Raw genomic sequence first — 14,997 nt, 5'->3', positions numbered from 1 at the left:
ATGGCCTGCCGGCGTTGGAACAAGCGTGCCAGCCGTCATATAGGTGAGGGTGTTGCTGATGGATCAATCGCCTTGATGTGATCGGGCAAAAAAAAACCGAAGCCGGTCAGGCTTCGGTTTTTTGATCAATCGGCGTGCCCATCACTCAGGACGGGAACAGCTCGCTGAGTTTCATCGACAGCATCATGTCGCCTTCGACGCGCAGCTTGCCACCCATGAAGGCCTGCATGCCGTCGGTCTCGCCACTGACGATACCCTTGAGGGTCTCGCTGTCCAGCACCAGGGTGCAGTTGGCGTCTGGGTTTTCGCCTTCTTGGATGTCACACGTACCGTCCTTGATGATCAGGGCGTACTTTTTGTCTTCGTCGGTGATGTCGAAGCCGAACACCAGGTCCAGGCCTGCGGCAGCGGCTGGATTGAACTTTGCTTTCATCGCTTCGACGGCTTTAGCTACATCGCTCATGGCGTAATCCTTATTAAGTTATATTCGCGTCCGCAGGGACACAACAAGCCGGGCTCATCGGTAGGTGACAAGCTCCGGCGCCCTCAACAGCTGCACGTGGGCTTGGCTGTTGAAGGAGGCCAGTGCCACGTCGCGGCCCCGAAACTTCAGTTGGCTGAGCGACGTGTTGATGATCTGCCAGTTCAGCGCGAAGGCTTGGCTGGGGGTAATGCCGGTAACCAGATGGAGCAGGGCCGCAATGGTGCCGCCGGAGGTGAAGATGGCGATGTTGTCGCCACTGCCCGCGCCTTCGAGCACACGTTGCAGGCCACGCTGGACGCGCGCGGTGAAGGCCTGCCAGGTCTCCAGGCCATCGTCGGCAGGATGATCGCCCGCGTGCCAGCGCTGCACCATCAGCGCGAACAGGCGCTGGAATTCGCTGCGGTGCTGCGCGCCATTGCGCAGGATGTGCAGGGCATCGGGTTCTTGCGCCAGCAGGCCGGGCAGCAGTGCGCGGATCACGCCATCGGCATCGAACTCATTGAATGCCGCATCGGTCTCAACAGCCGGAACCGGGCAGCCTCTGGCGTGCAAGGCCTCCAGGGCCAGGCGTGCGGTATCCTGCTGGCGGCGCAGGTCGCCGGCCACGCAACGATCTAACTGCACGCTGAGCAGGGCCAGGTGTTCACCCAGGGCTTGGCTCTGACGCACACCGATGGTCGAGAGGACGTCGTAGTCCTCGGCACCGAAGGAGGCTTGGCCATGTCGGATCAGGTAGAGGTTGCCCACGGAGGTATCCGGCCTGTTGGAGGTTGCTGCGAGGTTAGGATGTGCCACACAGGCTGTCAACGAAAAAACATACAAGCGTTTGAAAAGGTTGTTTGAACTGTGTTGCCAGCGTTTACACCGGCTGGCAGCGCCTCAGGCGCACCGGTATGCTTGCAGCAGTTACGCGCCGAACTGGCGCTGGTCTATGAAGGAGTCAACGTGGAGTTTCTTGCCGAATACGCAAGCTTTCTCGCCAAAACCGCCACCCTGGTGATTGCCATCCTGGTCGTGCTGTCGGCCATCGCCGGTTTGCGCGGTAAAGGGCGGCGTAAACCGGGCGGGCAATTGCAGGTCACCCGCCTCAACGAGTTCTATAAAGAGCTGCGTGAGCGCTTGGAGTCGGGCCTGCTCGACAAGGCCCAGCTGAAGGCCCTGCGCAAGCAGCAGGCCAAGGCGGAAAAACAGCAGAAAAAAGGCAAGGCCGAAGAAAAGGGCCGGGTCTTCGTGCTCGATTTCGATGGCGACATCAAGGCCTCGGCCACCGAGAGCCTGCGCAACGAAATCACCGCGCTGCTGACCCTCGCCACCCCGCAGGACGAAGTGGTGCTGCGCCTGGAGAGTGGCGGCGGCCTGGTACACAGCTACGGCCTAGCGGCTTCGCAGCTGGCGCGTATTCGCCAGGCGGGCATCCCGTTGACCGTGTGCATCGACAAGGTGGCGGCCAGCGGCGGCTACATGATGGCCTGCATTGGCGAGAAGATCGTCAGCGCGCCATTTGCCGTGCTGGGTTCGATTGGTGTGGTGGCGCAACTGCCCAACGTCAATCGCCTGTTGAAGAAGCATGACATCGATTTCGAAGTGCTCACAGCGGGCGAATACAAGCGCACCCTCACCGTGTTCGGCGAAAACACCGAGAAGGGCAGGGAGAAGTTCCAGGAAGACCTGGACATCACCCACCAGCTGTTCAAGGACTTTGTCTCGCGCTATCGCCCGCAGTTGCACATCGACGAAGTGGCCACCGGCGAAGTCTGGCTGGGCGTGGCGGCTCTCAACCGCAAGCTGGTTGACGAGCTGCAGACCAGCGACGAGTACCTCAGTGACCGCGCCCGCAACGCCAACCTGTTCCACCTGCACTACGCCGAACGCAAGAGCCTACAGGAGCGTATCGGCATGGCTGCCAGCGGCACCGTGGAGAACACCGTGGTGGGGCTTTGGAGCAAACTCGGCCGCTTGCGCTAACACCTTGAACCCCTTGAAATTTTTTTACGTTCAGGGGGTTGCAAGGTTCGATGATTGAAGACATAATGGCGCCCATCGAAACGCAGCGAACTTTGAAAAAGGTTCAGTGTTTCAAGGAGATAGCAAAGCGCAAGCAGCTAGATCCGACTTTGAGGCCGAGTAGCAAAGTGGTTATGCTCCGGATTGCAAATCCGTCTACGCCGGTTCGATTCCGACCTCGGCCTCCATTATTCGAAAGCCCCGCAGATTAACGTCTGCGGGGTTTTTCTTTGTGGGGCGGAAAATACAGAAGCCCCTTGAGGCATGACGCCTAAGCTCAGCATGGTCTTGGGCTTTTCCGTTTTTAGCGACAGGGTTATTTTTTCAAGGTGTACCGACTGTTGCGATTCACAAAAAAGAAACTCTCCAGAGCGCTGCGAAAGTGGTTCATCTACCTCGCTGTTGCAGGTGTCGCAGGCCATTCCAGCCGATTGTTCGACCACCTTTCCCTGTGGAAACCCTGGCGTTTAGCTAAGGGCGTTGCTGCTTACCTCATTGCCTTTTGATGGCGTTTCATACTGAACGGGCTACAGCAGCATGAAGCGGTATGTCAGGGTACAAATTTATAAGTAGCGCTTGCGACCCTGGAGGAGTATTGATGGCTTCCCGGCGCAATGTCGGAGGGAGTCACCTCAATGGATCGCAAGCCAAGCAATCAGGAAGTCGCTGTGGCGATCGGCATTAGCGAAGCGGAAGTCATTCGGTACAGAAGCGAGACGTTGTTGCTCGGCGATGGGTCATGGCTCATCCACTTCACATTCTTGATGCCCAAAGAGCTTCGGTTCGGCCTGACCGGGAGCTTTACCCACATCTTGAAAGCGGCGCCGCCGGCCGGTGACCGGCGAGTGGAGGCCCTGTAACGGCAGGCACCGGTGGCAAGGACAGGGGATTTCGCCCATTCTGTGGCCGATGCAGCGTATAGTGACAAACGAGTTGCTGCATTTCAGTGACTCCTCTATCGAGGTTCAGTCATGAATGCCTCCCATCAGTCCCCCACGCACAAAGCCCACCTGCGGCTAGACGAGCAGATCAAAGCATTCCTTTCAAAAGGCGGAGCCATCCAGGAAGTGGCGTCTGGCATTGGTGCATCCGATCGTGTTGGCCCCAAGCTGCCATCGGCGAGGTGGCCCAGCTCCAAAGTCGTCAGGTAAGGCGAATGGGGTCGCACAGCGACCCCAATGACGGCTGAAGAAGCGTTATTGAGGTGGGTAGCGTGCCAAGTCCGCTTCCAGCTTTTCAGCGTCGCCTACCCGCTTGCGCACTTCGGCGTAAAACTGCTGGCTTTGGTTCTGAAACCGAATGTAGTCGCGGTCGCACGCTTCTTGCGCGGCCGTGAGTTCGTGGCCGGCAAGCCCCTGGGTGGATTGGCGTGACAGGATGTAGGCCTGCCAGCAGTTCTCTACTTTGAGCAACCCGCGAGCGAACGTTTTTGTCTCGATTGTCGCCATTGGAGCACCCTCTTTGCGCCGAAAATCGGCACGTCGGTGTGGATCGCCAGAGCGACGATGGGCAATGTGTGGAAAAGCCGAATACCCAAGTATTGGATAGTGGAGCTTAGTGCGTTTTGAAGGTTGCGCTCGTTGGTCAGCCGGTCGGGCGATGCAATAGAAAAGAAAAGCCCGCCTACAAGGGGCGGGCTAAAAGAACGTACGGAGCAAGGTCAGTGTGCCGCCCCTATTGTCGGTAATACGTGAAGCGGGGGTCATGAGGCTGTCGTTTGGTGTGGGTAGGGTTCAATTCTGGGGGGGTATTTGGGCTGCGAAGTGTAAGGCGTTGGCTTTTCTGCGCTTATAAGATCGAGCGCCGCCCGCGCGGCGCTCGATCTCAAAGGCGCTAAAAATCTCAAGCCAGGCCCTTCGGCCCACTATCAAAAATCACCACCCAAAAAAAAGCCCGCCATGAAAAGGCGGGCAAATAACGTTTGAAGGGAGAGCCTGCAGATTGCGCCCGCTCCGTTAACTCAGCATTAAGCCGCAACCCATTGACCTCGCCCCCTGTTCAGCCTATACAAGCCTCCCGCCATTCCAGGAGCCCGCCCCGCATGCGCGACGAAGACGATCTGCACGAGCCCGAGCATGACCACCTGCTCGACCACGAATTCCTTTACGACGGCATCGACCCCGAGGCAGACGCCCAAGGCGCGGAAGACCCTGTCGAGGAGGATGAGGAAACGCTGGATGACCTCGATGATGAGGAGCGTGATCACCCAGCCTGGTTCGACGACTGCGAAGACGCGTGAGTCAGCGACGGTCCAGCGAGAAGCGGCCGGGGCCACTTACGGCCAGCAACAGCAAGCCGCCAATGATGCTCAGGTTTTTCAGGAACTGGGTCATGTTGGCGCTGCGCTCGGGGTCGACCATGTTCCAGAACGGGTGGCCGATCAATGCGGTGCCCAGCACGAACAGTGCAAACAGGAAGGCCAGCGGGCGCGTGTAGAACCCCAGAATCAGCACGATGCCGACGAAAAACTCCATGATCACCGCAACGGCCGCGGCGATCGTAGGGGCGGGGGCGCCGAGGGAGGTCATGTAGCTGACCGTGCCTTCAAAGCCGGTCAACTTGGCCCACCCGGACACAACAAACAGAATCATCAGCAGAATGCGGGCAACCAGGATGATGAAGTCGCGTTGACCATCGAACAGGGAGTAGCGCATGGCGGCATACCAGTGGACGGGGACAAGCTCCACTCTAGCAGTTGCACCGGGGATTTCCGCTGGGCAGCAAAAAGGCGCCACCAGGGCGCCTTTTCGAAGGAATTTGGTGCGAGTGGCGGGACTCGAACCCGCAAGGCTCACGCCGGCAGATTTTAAGTCTGCTGTGTATACCAATTCCACCACACTCGCACTTGAATGGGCCTTGACGACCGACGGGCTTCTAAGCAGAGGTATCTAAGTAGAAAGCGCGTTGCATTCAAGCGCGCTTTATAACCCATTGTTATAGTTGAGTCAACCGCAGCACCTATGATCAAGGGAAGACAGCCCTCACCCGTGGCCGCAATGCCTGTACTCGTCGACCGAGAACGCTGACAATCAGTTGCCACAAGGGCGGCTGCAGAGGACACTCCTGATCACGCCCAATTCCTCCCCGCTGTGCCTGTGGAGTTTGCATGGTTTCAGCTGACTGTCTCGAACACCCTGTCATGCCCGCGCACCGCTACGAACAGCTGGTTCAGTCGGTGGTGGACTACGCCATCTACATGCTCGACCCGACGGGGCATGTGGTGTCGTGGAACGCTGGCGCCGAACGCATCAAGGGCTACCGGGCCGATGAAGTGATCGGCCAACATTTCTCATTGTTCTTCACCCCCCAGGATTGCGCGCAAGGGCGCCCCGAGCGCTTGCTGCGCCAGGCGCTCGAGCAAGGCGTGGCGCAGGATGAGGGGTGGCGCGTGCGCAAGGACGGCTCGCAATTCTGGGCGCTGGCCGCGCTGGATGTGATTCGCGATGACCTTGGGCAGATCATTGGCCTGGCCAAGGTTACCCGCGACATTACCGACCGGCGCGAATCGGCACTGCAGCTCGACGCTGTGCGTGCGCAGCTGTTCCAGGCGCAGAAGTTAGAAGCGCTCGGCCAGCTGACCGGCGGGCTGGCGCATGATTTCAACAACATGCTCACGATCATCCTGAGTTCCGCCCGGCTGGCCCTGACCTCTCACGACCCGGAGCGCATCCAGCGCATGTTGCATCACATCCTCGAAGCCGGCGAGCGGGGCACCGAGCTGACCCAACAACTGCTCAGCTTTGCCCGCCACCGTAAGCTGGATGTCACGCGCATCGCGCCCCTGGAGTTGATCGCTGCCACGCGTGGCTTGCTCGAGCATTCGCTGACAAGTGAAATCGACCTGCAACACCATTTGCCCGCGAGTCTGCCAGCCATCGAAGTGGATGCGGGGCAGTTGCAGATGGTGCTGCTCAATTTGCTGTTCAACGCCCGTGACGCCATTGAGGGTAAAGGCAGCATCGGCCTGGCGGTCGATGTTGTTGAACTGGCCGGGGACGTTGAAGGGTTGCGGGGCCGTTATGTGTGCTTCGAGGTGCAGGACAGCGGCAGCGGGATTGCTCCCGAGGTACTGCCACGTATCTTCGAGCCTTTTTTCACCACCAAGGCCTTCGGCAAGGGCACCGGCCTTGGCCTGAGCCAGGTTTACGGTTTTGCCAAGCAGAGCAATGGCGCCATCAGCGTCGACAGCGTGCCTGGCCAAGGCACGTGCATGCGTCTTTATTTGCCCGCGTGTGACCCATAAGCGGATCACCAATTCTACAGGTACACACCATGGCACAAGCACTCAAGCGGCTGGTGACGGGGATCGAAGGGCTCGATGCCCTGCTCAAGGGCGGGCTGGTCGCGGGCGCGTCCTACATCATTCAAGGCCCGCCTGGCGCGGGCAAAACCATCCTCGCCAATCAGTTGGCATGTGGCCACGTACAGGGTGGCGGCAGAGTATTGGTGGCGACGTTGCTCAGTGAATCGCACGAGCGGCTGTTCCAATACCTTGGGACGCTGGCGTTTTTTGATCCGACTCTGGTGGGCGACCAGATTCAATTTGTCAGTGCCTTCGATACCCTGGAGCAGGAAGGGCTCGATGCCGTGGTCAAGCTACTGCGCCAGGAAATCAACCGGCAGCAGGCCAGCCTGCTGATCGTCGATGGGGTGCTCAATGCCCGCGTGCGCGCCGAAACGACCCTGGACACCAAGAAATTCGTCTCGGAACTGCAAGGCCACGCGGCCTTTGCCGGCTGCACCCTGCTGTTGTTGACCAGCGCCCGGCTGGACGAGGGCAGCCCGGAGCACACCATGGTCGATGGCGTGATCGAGCTGGGTGAGCAACTGGTGGGCAGCCGTGCCGTGCGCCATATTCAACTGCGCAAGACGCGTGGTAGCGCAGCCCTGTCGGGGCGCCATGAATGCTTGATCGATGAAGCGGGCATGCATGTTTTTCCACGTCTTGAATCGCTGTTCAGCCACCCCAGCCACCTGGGCAACGCTAGCCTGAGCCGTGTTTCTTCGGGTATTCCGAGCCTGAATGAAATGCTCGACGGCGGGCTGGCCACAGGCTCCGTCAGCCTGATCATGGGGCCCTCCGGTATCGGCAAGACGTCCCTGGGCCTGGCCTTCCTTAGCGCGTGCACGAAAGAAGCCCCTGGTGTGCATTTTGGCTTCTACGAAACGCCCGAACGCCTGCGCCTCAAGGCGGCATCGCTGGGCTACGATTTTGCCGCACTGGAACGCGAAGGTGCGCTGCAGCTGTGCTGGCAGCCCACCACGGAGGGTTTGCTGGACCAGGTTGGTGCGCGCTTACTGGCGCGTGTAGAGGCCCAAGGCAGCAAGCGTGTGGTGATCGACAGCCTGGGCGCCTTCAGCCGTTTGGCAATTGACCCGACTCGGCTCAACGCGTTTTTCCGCGCCTTGACCGGCGAGTTGCGGGCGCGAGACGTCAGTGTGCTGCTGACCTGGGAGATGCGTGACATGTTCGGGTCGGAAATCATGGCCCCGGCACCGGACCTGTCGAGCATCGTCGACAACTTGATGCTGATGCGTTTCGTCGAACTGGATTCCCAACTGCGGCGCATGCTGTCGATTCTCAAGGTGCGTGACAGCCACCATGACCCCGCGCTGCACGAGCTGTTGCTCGGCCCGCAGGGCATTACCTTGCGCAAGGCCTTCGAGGGCGCCAGCGGCGTGCTCTCGGGGACGCCGGTGCAGCAAGGCAGCGGGTGACGGGGCGGCTGATGAACACCATTCTGATCGTCGATGACGAATACCTGATCGCCGACATCCTCGGCTTTGCCCTGGAGGATGAAGGTTATCTGGTGGAAAAGGCGAGCAATGGCCTGAAGGCGCTGGAAGCACTGAAGGAAAAACGCGTCGAGCTGGTGATCACCGACTACATGATGCCATTGCTCAATGGTGAAGAGCTGGCACGCAGGATGCGCGATGAGCTGCAGCTAAGCGACTTGCCGGTCATCCTCATGAGCGGCGCGCAGGCCAGCCAAGGATGCCCGGAGCTGTTCGCCGCGGTGTTCGACAAGCCCTTCGATATGGACAGGATGATCGCCAAGGTGCGCGAACTGCTGGGCACCTGAGGCGCAGGTCGATCAAGCGCGTCCGTGCGGCTTGAGGCAGTGCTGCTCAGTGCGAGTCGTCGTGTTTTTCCGGGGCTGGGTTGCCAGCCTGGATACGCTTGAAGATCTCTTCGCGGTGCACCTGAACATCTTTCGGTGCATCGATGCCAATCCTCACCTGCATCCCTTTGACGCCCAGAATGGTGACTTTGATGTCATCGTTGATGACGATGCTTTCGCCAACCTTACGGGTGAGTATCAGCATGTAGTTCTCCTTGGTAATGTTGAAATCCGTCGGGCTAATTGCCGCGGCGGTGGGAGCCAGTCCCTCTTCCTTCTCATTAAAGACGCTTTCGGCGGATAGGAATTCCCCGACAGACAAATTCTGTTGCGTATCTTCAGGTGCAGGCGCCGGTAACTGCCGCAAGCGGTGTCCCGGCGAAGGTGCTCGGTGGCAAGAATAGGGGGGTTCAGCCCGGATGGGAAATTTCTCTGCATCATGGCCTAAATAGACAGTGTCAATGATCGTCCTGTTCCTCCAGCGCCTGTAGAAATAACAACAGCGCCACTTCTTCTGGATCCAGGCCTTTGCGATTACGTTTGCGGGGCAAGCTGGCCAGGCGGCCGAGGGCAAAGTGTTCCAGCACGGCTGGGTGGATGTAGCAGCGCCGGCATACCGCCGGGGTATTGCCCAGGCGCGTGGCGACCTGCTTGACGATGGCAGCGACCTGGCGTTTCGCTTCGGTTTCCGGCTCCCAGGCCAGCGGCCTTAGCAGGTTCAGCGCAAGGCTGCTGCCAGCCCAGGTGCGGTAGTCTTTGGCGGTAAAGTCAGCGCCAGTAAGCGCCTGCAAGAACTGGTTGATATCGCTGGAACCGATGCTGTGGCGTTGCCCCTCTTCGTCGAGGTACTGGAACAGCGCTTGGCCCGGCAGCTCCATGCAGCGCTTGAGTAGGTTGGCCAGGCGCCTGTCGTGCAAGGTGACATCGTGCTCGACGCCGCGCTTGCCACGGAACTGGAAGCGGATGGTGCCGCCTTGCACCTTGACGTGACGGTTGCGCAGCGTGGTCAACCCGTATGACTGGTTGTCACGCAGGTAACGCTGGTTGCCGATGCGGATCAGGGTGTGGTCCAGCAGGCTGACGACCAGTGCCATCACCTTTTCCCGGTCCAGGCCCGGTCTGGCCAGGTGGGTCTCCAGTTGCGAGCGCAATTTCGGCAGTGCCTGGGCAAATGCCAACATGCGCCCGTATTTGTGCTGGTCGCGCAGTTCGCGCCATTGCTCATGGTAGCGGTACTGCTTGCGGCCACGGGCGTCGCGGCCGGTGGCTTGCAGATGGCCTTGCGGGTCAGCGCAGATCCACACATCGCTATAGGCCGGAGGGATCACCAGTGCGGCAATGCGTGCGAGGGTGTCGGCGTCGCGAACCCGCTGCCCCTCGGTGTCCAGGTAGATGAAGCGGTCGCGCCAGCGCCGTCGGCTCAGGCCCGGTTGGCTGTCGTCAACGTAATGCAGGGTGCGGGGCAGGGGGCAGTCGAGCATTGGCGGCAGGCCTCGATCAGGTCTCTGATCAATGGACAACGGCCGCGTCAGGGTTGCTCAGCCCAATAAAGCCACCGATTTGATCTGGGCGATCAGGGCCTGGCCTGGGTGTAGGCCAAGCTGGTCTGCCGAGAAGCGGGTGATGCGCGCCAGCAGGGCATTGCCCCCGGCATCCAGGCTCACCAGCACATGGGCCGGGTTGTCTGCCGGGCGGGTTTCGCGCACCTGCACCGGTAGCCGGTTGAGAATGCTGGAGGCGCTGTCCGCCGTCAGGGCCAGGCTCACGTCGCGCGCCTGCACCTTTACCCGCAGGGTGCTGCCCATGACGTGAGCGGGGTGGGCGATGCGCAGTATCGGCGCGCCGCTGCCGGGCAGGCGCAGGTCGAGCAGGTCGTAATAGGGGTCATGCCCGACTACCAAGCCTTCGAACACCACCCCGGCATCTTCGCCCTGGGCCAGCGACAGGTCCAGGCGTGCAAGCGTTTCGCCTATCGGGCCGCTGGCCACGGCCTGGCCTTGCTCCAGCAACACCAGGTGGTCGGCAAGGCGCGCTACTTCGTCCTGGGCATGGCTGACATACACCAGCGGGATATCCAGCTCGTCATGCAGGCGCTCCAGGTATGGCAGGATTTCGCGCTTGCGCGGTCCATCGAGGGCAGCCAACGGCTCGTCCATCAACAACAGCCGTGGGCTGCTCAGCAGCGCGCGGGCGATACCGACCCGCTGCGCCTCACCGCCGGACAACGTGGCGGGCCGACGTGCGAGCAGGTGGCCGATGCCCAGCAACTGGCAGGCCTGCTCAAGGCTGACCTTGCGCTCGCTGGGCGCGACCCGGCGCCAGCCAAACTCCAGGTTGCCGCGCACCGACAAGTGCGGGAACAGGCTGGCTTCCTGGAATACATAGCCCACCGGGCGCAGGTGAGGCGCTTGAAAATAGCCGCGGCTGCTGTCTTCCCAGACCTCGCCGTTTACTTCGATGTAGGCGCTGGCGGCGCGCTCCAGCCCTGCCAGGCAGCGCAGGCAGGAGGTTTTGCCAGACCCGGAATGGCCGAACAGCGCGCTGATCCCGCGCCCTGGCAGTTGCAGGTCGACATCCAGGGTAAAGTCGTCGCGTGCCAGCTTCAGGCGCGCCACAATCGATGCAGTCATTTCAGCTCCAGCCAGCTTTGCCGCGGCGCCCCGCGTACAGCAGGAGCAGCACCAGGAACGAGAACACCAGCATGGCACCGGCCAGCCAGTGGGCTTGCGCATATTCCATGGCCTCGACGTGATCGAAGATCTGCACCGAGACCACGCGGGTTTTGTCGGGGATGTTGCCACCAATCATCAGCACCACGCCAAACTCGCCCACGGTATGGGCAAAGCCCAGAATGCTGGCGGTGATGAACCCGGGGCGGGCCAGCGGCAGCACCACATGGACGAAGGTGTCCCATGGGCTGGCGCGCAGGGTGGCAGCGACTTCCAGCGGCCGTTGGCCGATCGCGCCAAAGGCGTTTTGCAAGGGCTGCACCACAAAGGGCATGGAGTAAATCACCGAGCCGATCACTAACCCGCTGAAGCTGAATACCACGCTGCCCAGGCCCAATGCCTGGGTGGCCTGGCCAAGCCAGCCATGGGGCCCGAGTGCGATCAGCAGGTAAAAGCCGATGACCGTCGGTGGCAGCACCAGCGGCAGGGCCACCACCGCGCCCACCGGCCCGCGCAGCCAAGAGCGCGTGCGCGCCAGCCACCAGGCGATGGGCGTGCCGACGATCAGCAGGATCAAGGTGGTCAGGCTGGCCAGTTTGATGGTCAGCCAGATGGCACCCAGGTCACTGGCGTCTAGTGGCATCAGAGCTCATAACCGTAGGATTTGATTACCGCGGCGGCTTTCGGGCCTTTCAGGTACTCGACCAGCGCCTTGGCAGCGGCACTGTCCTTGCCTTTGTTAAGGATCACGGCGTCCTGGCGGATCGGGTCGTGCAGGTTGGATGGCACGATCCAGGCCGAGCCGCTGGTGACTTTGCCGTTCTTGTAGATTTGCGACAGCGCGACGAAGCCCAGCTCGGCATTGCCGGTGGACACGAACTGGAAGGCCTGGGTGATGTTCTGCCCTTCGACGATCTTGCCCTTGGTGGCCTCGGTCAGTTTCAGCTTGTCGAGCACCTGGGTCGCGGCCAGGCCGTAGGGGGCGGCTTTAGGGTTGGCGATGGACAGGTGCTTGTACGTGTTCTGCTTCAGCACGTCCCCCTTGGCATCCACGTAACCTTCTTTCGCCGACCACAGGGCCAGGGTGCCGATGGCGTAGGTGAAACGCGAGCCTGGGACGATTTCCTTTTCCTGCTCGAGCTTGGCCGGGGTGCTGTCGTCGGCGGCGAGGAACACTTCGAACGGCGCGCCATTCTTGATCTGGGCGTAGAACTGCCCGGTAGCACCATAGGCGGCGACCAGCGTGTGGCCGGTGTCCTTTTCAAAGTCTTTGGCTATGGCCTGGATAGGGGCTGTGAAGTTCGCTGCGACCGCGACCTGGACTTCGTCGGCCCAGGCAGTGTTCAGGCAGATCAGGCTGGCCAGTGCAGTGGCGGCCAGGTGGAATGGGCGGATACGCATGAAGACAGCTCCTTGGGTTATCGTTATAGCGTGAACTATATAGCGATAGGCTATTGGCCGGGAAGGGGGCTGGACGACGACGGCGGTAATGGCCTGCAAGTGCTGCTCAGCGCGATAGCGTTTGCAGTGCCTTGCTGGCAATTTCCTGGGTCAGCTCAGCTGCCGGCATGTGCCTGCCTAAGCGCAGCGCCTGGCCCGACCACAGGTTGCTGAAGTCGCTGTTGCCTTGCGGGTCGGTGATTGCACGCAGTGGCATCAGCGCGCCACCTGCCAGCGGGAAGCGCGGTGCCAGGTCGCTCATCGGCCCCAGCTCACGCATGATGCGGTTGTTGATGCCCCGCGCTGGGCGGCCGGTGAACAGGTTGGTCAGGGCCGTGTCGCTGGCGGGCGCGGTGTCCAGCGCGCGGCGGTGGGCCGCAGACACCTTGGCCTCGGGGCAGAACAGGTAGGCCGTGCCGATCTGCACGGCCGATGCGCCCAACGCAAGGGCCGCGACCAGGCCACGGTGGTCGGCGATGCCCCCGGCTGCAATCACCGGCACCGTGACCGCGTCGACGATCTGTGGCACCAGGGCGAAGGTGCCAATCTGGCTGGTGATGTCTTCGCTGAGGAACATGCCGCGATGGCCGCCCGCTTCATAGCCCATGGCAATGATCGCGTCACAGCCGTTGCGCTCCAGCCACAGTGCTTCTGCCACCGTGGTAGCACTGGACAGCACCTTGGCGCCACTGGCCTTGACCCGTTGCAGCAGGTGGTGCTCGGGCAGGCCGAAGTGAAAGCTAACCACTTCAGGGCGCAACTGCTCGACCAGCTGGCAGCTTTGCTCATCGAACGGGGCGCGGTTGGAGACCGGCGTAGGGGCGTCGAAATCGGCACCCACCTCGCTGTAGTAAGGCTTGAGTACCTGCTTCCAGCGCGCCTCGCGGATCGCGTCGGGCGGTGGTGGTTGGTGGCAGAAGAAGTTCAGGTTCAGCGGCCGCCCAGGGCAGCCGGCGCGGAACGCTTCGATCTCATCACGTACCTGGTCACTGCTCAACATGGCGCAGGGCAGTGCGCCAAGGCCGCCCGCAGCGCCCACGGCAATGGCCATGGCCGAGCCCGTCGCACCTGCCATCGGGGCCTGCAGAATAGGCACTTCAATGCCCAGCAGATCGAGAATACGGCGGTCGGGCCAAGGGCTCATGCGGGTCTCCTTGCGGGCGGCGTGATCGGTGCGGCAGTACCTGCGGGGCGTTTACAGGGCCTTGCTGACCTGGATGTCGCTGATCTTTTCGGCGTCTTCGCCGTGGATCTTGCGCAGCGCTTGCAGCGCCTGCTCCTGGGAGGCATCGGTCATGAGTGCGAAATCCCAACGGCGCTCGCCGTCGATTTTGTATTTGATGACGTACTTGATGGTCTGGGTCATGGCGGTCTTATCTGAGTTTCGACGACGAGCGACGGATGATCTTGATCTTGTGGGTCAAGGTCGGCTTGCGCGTTACCGAGATCGGGCGCGTGGTCACGGTATCGAGGGTGATGTTCCAGAAACCGGTACTCGGAACGGTGATCTTGGCCGGGAACTTGTCGAAGGCACCACCATGGTAGGTGTGTCGACCGCCATTTTTGAAGCTGCGGAAGTTGGCGTCGTTCATCAGGCGGATGTTGCAGCGCTGGGAGCACTCGATGACGACGATATCGTCCTCGTTGAGGTGCTCGCGCTGGTGTACGAATTTCATGTGATGCTCCGCAAGGTTTGGATCTGCAAAGGCGAAAGATACCACGATGTCACGCTAAGCTGCCGCGCGCGATGGCCAGGCGTAGATAATTCTGCCAAAGCAGGGAGCAAACAGGCCTGGCTGTGGTCGAACTGGATTCTTGATGGCAGAGGTGCTGCAAATGAAGTGGATGGTGGCGGCGTTGTTCCTGGGGCTTGGGGGCTGTGTCAGCGTTTCGGAGCTTGAGCAGTCGCATGAAACGCTGGATGTGATGTCTGGCAAGACACCGCGTGAATACGCCGATTGCGTCAAGCAGAAGCTGGCCGATACCCGTGATCCGTTGGTCGAGGAGCAACGCGGTGATGGCTTGCGCCTGATCGTCCCGCAAAAGCTCACGGCCGGGGCTGGGCCGGCGGCACTGGTCGATATCGACTCGCGTGGCAGCGGCAGCAGCATCAAATTGCATGAACGGTTGAACAACTTCCCGTTGCGCCTGGGTGATGTGCGCACCGCAGCGACGCAATGCATTTCTGGCCATTGATCTGGCGCAACGGATGCGCGGTTAAACGGCCAATAGCTGTCACCTGGTAGGTGTTGGCGTTGTTGCGACTTGCCCTACGGGT

General features: G+C 61.0%; 20 protein-coding genes and 2 tRNA genes. 9 read left to right on the top strand and 13 right to left on the bottom strand.

The window, feature by feature from the left end; genetic code table 11:
• Positions 1–145 precede the first annotated feature (145 nt).
• Both QOS90_RS09565 and QOS90_RS09560 read right to left on the bottom strand, forming a co-directional pair.
• Positions 146–463 (bottom strand): SCP2 sterol-binding domain-containing protein, encoded by a 318-nt coding sequence (locus QOS90_RS09565; protein WP_085273065.1) that lies wholly within the window; start codon positions 461–463, stop codon positions 146–148.
• Positions 464–517: 54 nt separating this feature from the next.
• On the bottom strand, positions 518–1,231 hold the full coding sequence (locus tag QOS90_RS09560) for a histidine phosphatase family protein (protein WP_085273066.1): 714 nt from the start codon (positions 1,229–1,231) through the stop codon (positions 518–520).
• A 198-nt stretch (positions 1,232–1,429) separates the two neighbouring features.
• Here QOS90_RS09560 and sohB point away from each other — a divergent pair, with 198 nt between their 5' ends.
• The 4 genes from sohB (at position 1,430) to QOS90_RS27580 (ending at position 3,639) form a co-directional block, all read left to right on the top strand.
• Entirely contained in the window at positions 1,430–2,449 is a 1,020-nt protein-coding gene (gene sohB, locus QOS90_RS09555; protein ID WP_085273210.1) for a protease SohB, read from the top strand.
• A 153-nt stretch (positions 2,450–2,602) separates the two neighbouring features.
• A tRNA-Cys gene (locus QOS90_RS09550) sits at positions 2,603–2,676 on the top strand.
• Positions 2,677–3,123: 447 nt separating this feature from the next.
• Positions 3,124–3,348 (top strand): hypothetical protein, encoded by a 225-nt coding sequence (locus QOS90_RS09545; protein WP_027592688.1) that lies wholly within the window; start codon positions 3,124–3,126, stop codon positions 3,346–3,348.
• A 111-nt stretch (positions 3,349–3,459) separates the two neighbouring features.
• Positions 3,460–3,639, top strand: coding sequence for a hypothetical protein (locus QOS90_RS27580; protein WP_369124820.1), 180 nt, complete (start codon positions 3,460–3,462; stop codon positions 3,637–3,639).
• Positions 3,640–3,684: 45 nt separating this feature from the next.
• On the opposite strand, the gene QOS90_RS09540 is transcribed toward QOS90_RS27580, so the two are convergent.
• Positions 3,685–3,936 (bottom strand): hypothetical protein, encoded by a 252-nt coding sequence (locus QOS90_RS09540; protein WP_085273067.1) that lies wholly within the window; start codon positions 3,934–3,936, stop codon positions 3,685–3,687.
• A 593-nt stretch (positions 3,937–4,529) separates the two neighbouring features.
• Here QOS90_RS09540 and QOS90_RS09535 point away from each other — a divergent pair.
• Positions 4,530–4,727, top strand: a complete 198-nt coding sequence (locus QOS90_RS09535; protein ID WP_085273068.1) for a hypothetical protein — start codon at positions 4,530–4,532, stop codon at positions 4,725–4,727.
• Between the two features lies 1 nt (position 4,728).
• Here the strand turns inward: QOS90_RS09535 and QOS90_RS09530 are convergent, their stop codons facing one another.
• Both QOS90_RS09530 and QOS90_RS09525 read right to left on the bottom strand, forming a co-directional pair.
• Positions 4,729–5,142, bottom strand: a complete 414-nt coding sequence (locus QOS90_RS09530) for a DoxX family protein (protein ID WP_085273069.1) — start codon at positions 5,140–5,142, stop codon at positions 4,729–4,731.
• 104 nt (positions 5,143–5,246) lie between these two features.
• A tRNA-Leu gene (locus QOS90_RS09525) sits at positions 5,247–5,331 on the bottom strand.
• Between the two features lie 263 nt (positions 5,332–5,594).
• Between QOS90_RS09525 and QOS90_RS09520 the strand changes: the two genes are divergently transcribed.
• The 3 genes from QOS90_RS09520 to QOS90_RS09510 are packed head-to-tail and all read left to right on the top strand — an operon-like array spanning position 5,595 to position 8,571.
• The gene (locus QOS90_RS09520) at positions 5,595–6,731 is read left to right on the top strand and encodes a two-component system sensor histidine kinase NtrB (protein WP_085273070.1); all 1,137 of its coding nucleotides are present in this window, start codon (positions 5,595–5,597) and stop codon (positions 6,729–6,731) included.
• Between the two features lie 29 nt (positions 6,732–6,760).
• Entirely contained in the window at positions 6,761–8,206 is a 1,446-nt protein-coding gene (locus tag QOS90_RS09515; protein ID WP_085273071.1) for an ATPase domain-containing protein, read from the top strand.
• An 11-nt stretch (positions 8,207–8,217) separates the two neighbouring features.
• Entirely contained in the window at positions 8,218–8,571 is a 354-nt protein-coding gene (locus tag QOS90_RS09510) for a response regulator (protein ID WP_027592682.1), read from the top strand.
• A gap of 46 nt (positions 8,572–8,617) precedes the next feature.
• On the opposite strand, the gene csrA is transcribed toward QOS90_RS09510, so the two are convergent.
• The 8 genes from csrA to QOS90_RS09470 form a co-directional block, all read right to left on the bottom strand.
• Positions 8,618–8,815, bottom strand: coding sequence for a carbon storage regulator CsrA (csrA, locus tag QOS90_RS09505; protein ID WP_023381281.1), 198 nt, complete (start codon positions 8,813–8,815; stop codon positions 8,618–8,620).
• 253 nt (positions 8,816–9,068) lie between these two features.
• Positions 9,069–10,091 carry a DNA topoisomerase IB gene (locus QOS90_RS09500; RefSeq protein ID WP_027592681.1) on the bottom strand — a complete coding sequence of 341 codons (1,023 nt, stop codon included), beginning with the start codon at positions 10,089–10,091 and terminating at the stop codon, positions 9,069–9,071.
• A 57-nt stretch (positions 10,092–10,148) separates the two neighbouring features.
• Positions 10,149–11,240 (bottom strand): molybdenum ABC transporter ATP-binding protein, encoded by a 1,092-nt coding sequence (gene modC, locus QOS90_RS09495; RefSeq protein ID WP_085273072.1) that lies wholly within the window; start codon positions 11,238–11,240, stop codon positions 10,149–10,151.
• 1 nt (position 11,241) lies between these two features.
• Positions 11,242–11,922 carry a molybdate ABC transporter permease subunit gene (gene modB, locus QOS90_RS09490; protein ID WP_027592679.1) on the bottom strand — a complete coding sequence of 227 codons (681 nt, stop codon included), beginning with the start codon at positions 11,920–11,922 and terminating at the stop codon, positions 11,242–11,244.
• Complete coding sequence (gene modA, locus QOS90_RS09485) at positions 11,922–12,680, bottom strand: molybdate ABC transporter substrate-binding protein (RefSeq protein WP_085273073.1); 759 nt, start codon at positions 12,678–12,680, stop codon at positions 11,922–11,924. The genes modB and modA overlap by 1 nt, the downstream gene beginning before the upstream one ends.
• A 106-nt stretch (positions 12,681–12,786) precedes the next feature.
• Entirely contained in the window at positions 12,787–13,863 is a 1,077-nt protein-coding gene (locus QOS90_RS09480) for an NAD(P)H-dependent flavin oxidoreductase (RefSeq protein ID WP_085273074.1), read from the bottom strand.
• Between the two features lie 51 nt (positions 13,864–13,914).
• Entirely contained in the window at positions 13,915–14,085 is a 171-nt protein-coding gene (locus QOS90_RS09475) for a hypothetical protein (RefSeq protein WP_097151331.1), read from the bottom strand.
• A 7-nt stretch (positions 14,086–14,092) separates the two neighbouring features.
• The gene (locus QOS90_RS09470; RefSeq protein ID WP_027592676.1) at positions 14,093–14,395 is read right to left on the bottom strand and encodes a DUF1883 domain-containing protein; all 303 of its coding nucleotides are present in this window, start codon (positions 14,393–14,395) and stop codon (positions 14,093–14,095) included.
• A 160-nt stretch (positions 14,396–14,555) separates the two neighbouring features.
• Here QOS90_RS09470 and QOS90_RS09465 point away from each other — a divergent pair, with 160 nt between their 5' ends.
• The gene (locus tag QOS90_RS09465; protein WP_027592675.1) at positions 14,556–14,915 is read left to right on the top strand and encodes a hypothetical protein; all 360 of its coding nucleotides are present in this window, start codon (positions 14,556–14,558) and stop codon (positions 14,913–14,915) included.
• Positions 14,916–14,997 lie beyond the last annotated feature (82 nt).

Origin of the sequence: Pseudomonas sp. LAIL14HWK12:I10 (genome assembly GCF_900184205.1) — a bacterium.
Taxonomy (GTDB): Bacteria; Pseudomonadota; Gammaproteobacteria; order Pseudomonadales; family Pseudomonadaceae; genus Aquipseudomonas; species Aquipseudomonas kermanshahensis.
The sequence above is the reverse complement of the archived record's forward strand: the minus strand, read 5'-3'. Positions and strand labels throughout refer to the sequence as shown.

Excerpts from the sequence above, each read along its gene's own strand:
- QOS90_RS09515 (WP_085273071.1), top strand. The coding sequence starts at position 6,761 with ATGGCACAAGCACTCAAGCGGCTGGTGACGGGGATCGAAGGGCTCGAT.
- QOS90_RS09480 (WP_085273074.1), bottom strand. The coding sequence starts at position 13,863 with ATGAGCCCTTGGCCCGACCGCCGTATTCTCGATCTGCTGGGCATTGAA.
- QOS90_RS09470 (WP_027592676.1), bottom strand. The coding sequence starts at position 14,395 with ATGAAATTCGTACACCAGCGCGAGCACCTCAACGAGGACGATATCGTC.
- QOS90_RS09545 (WP_027592688.1), top strand. The coding sequence starts at position 3,124 with ATGGATCGCAAGCCAAGCAATCAGGAAGTCGCTGTGGCGATCGGCATT.
- QOS90_RS09530 (WP_085273069.1), bottom strand. The coding sequence starts at position 5,142 with ATGCGCTACTCCCTGTTCGATGGTCAACGCGACTTCATCATCCTGGTT.
- QOS90_RS09510 (WP_027592682.1), top strand. The coding sequence starts at position 8,218 with ATGAACACCATTCTGATCGTCGATGACGAATACCTGATCGCCGACATC.
- QOS90_RS09520 (WP_085273070.1), top strand. The coding sequence starts at position 5,595 with ATGGTTTCAGCTGACTGTCTCGAACACCCTGTCATGCCCGCGCACCGC.
- QOS90_RS27580 (WP_369124820.1), top strand. The coding sequence starts at position 3,460 with ATGAATGCCTCCCATCAGTCCCCCACGCACAAAGCCCACCTGCGGCTA.
- QOS90_RS09535 (WP_085273068.1), top strand. The coding sequence starts at position 4,530 with ATGCGCGACGAAGACGATCTGCACGAGCCCGAGCATGACCACCTGCTC.
- QOS90_RS09565 (WP_085273065.1), bottom strand. The coding sequence starts at position 463 with ATGAGCGATGTAGCTAAAGCCGTCGAAGCGATGAAAGCAAAGTTCAAT.
- modA (WP_085273073.1), bottom strand. The coding sequence starts at position 12,680 with ATGCGTATCCGCCCATTCCACCTGGCCGCCACTGCACTGGCCAGCCTG.
- QOS90_RS09540 (WP_085273067.1), bottom strand. The coding sequence starts at position 3,936 with ATGGCGACAATCGAGACAAAAACGTTCGCTCGCGGGTTGCTCAAAGTA.
- modC (WP_085273072.1), bottom strand. The coding sequence starts at position 11,240 with ATGACTGCATCGATTGTGGCGCGCCTGAAGCTGGCACGCGACGACTTT.
- QOS90_RS09475 (WP_097151331.1), bottom strand. The coding sequence starts at position 14,085 with ATGACCCAGACCATCAAGTACGTCATCAAATACAAAATCGACGGCGAG.
- modB (WP_027592679.1), bottom strand. The coding sequence starts at position 11,922 with ATGCCACTAGACGCCAGTGACCTGGGTGCCATCTGGCTGACCATCAAA.
- csrA (WP_023381281.1), bottom strand. The coding sequence starts at position 8,815 with ATGCTGATACTCACCCGTAAGGTTGGCGAAAGCATCGTCATCAACGAT.
- QOS90_RS09500 (WP_027592681.1), bottom strand. The coding sequence starts at position 10,091 with ATGCTCGACTGCCCCCTGCCCCGCACCCTGCATTACGTTGACGACAGC.
- QOS90_RS09465 (WP_027592675.1), top strand. The coding sequence starts at position 14,556 with ATGAAGTGGATGGTGGCGGCGTTGTTCCTGGGGCTTGGGGGCTGTGTC.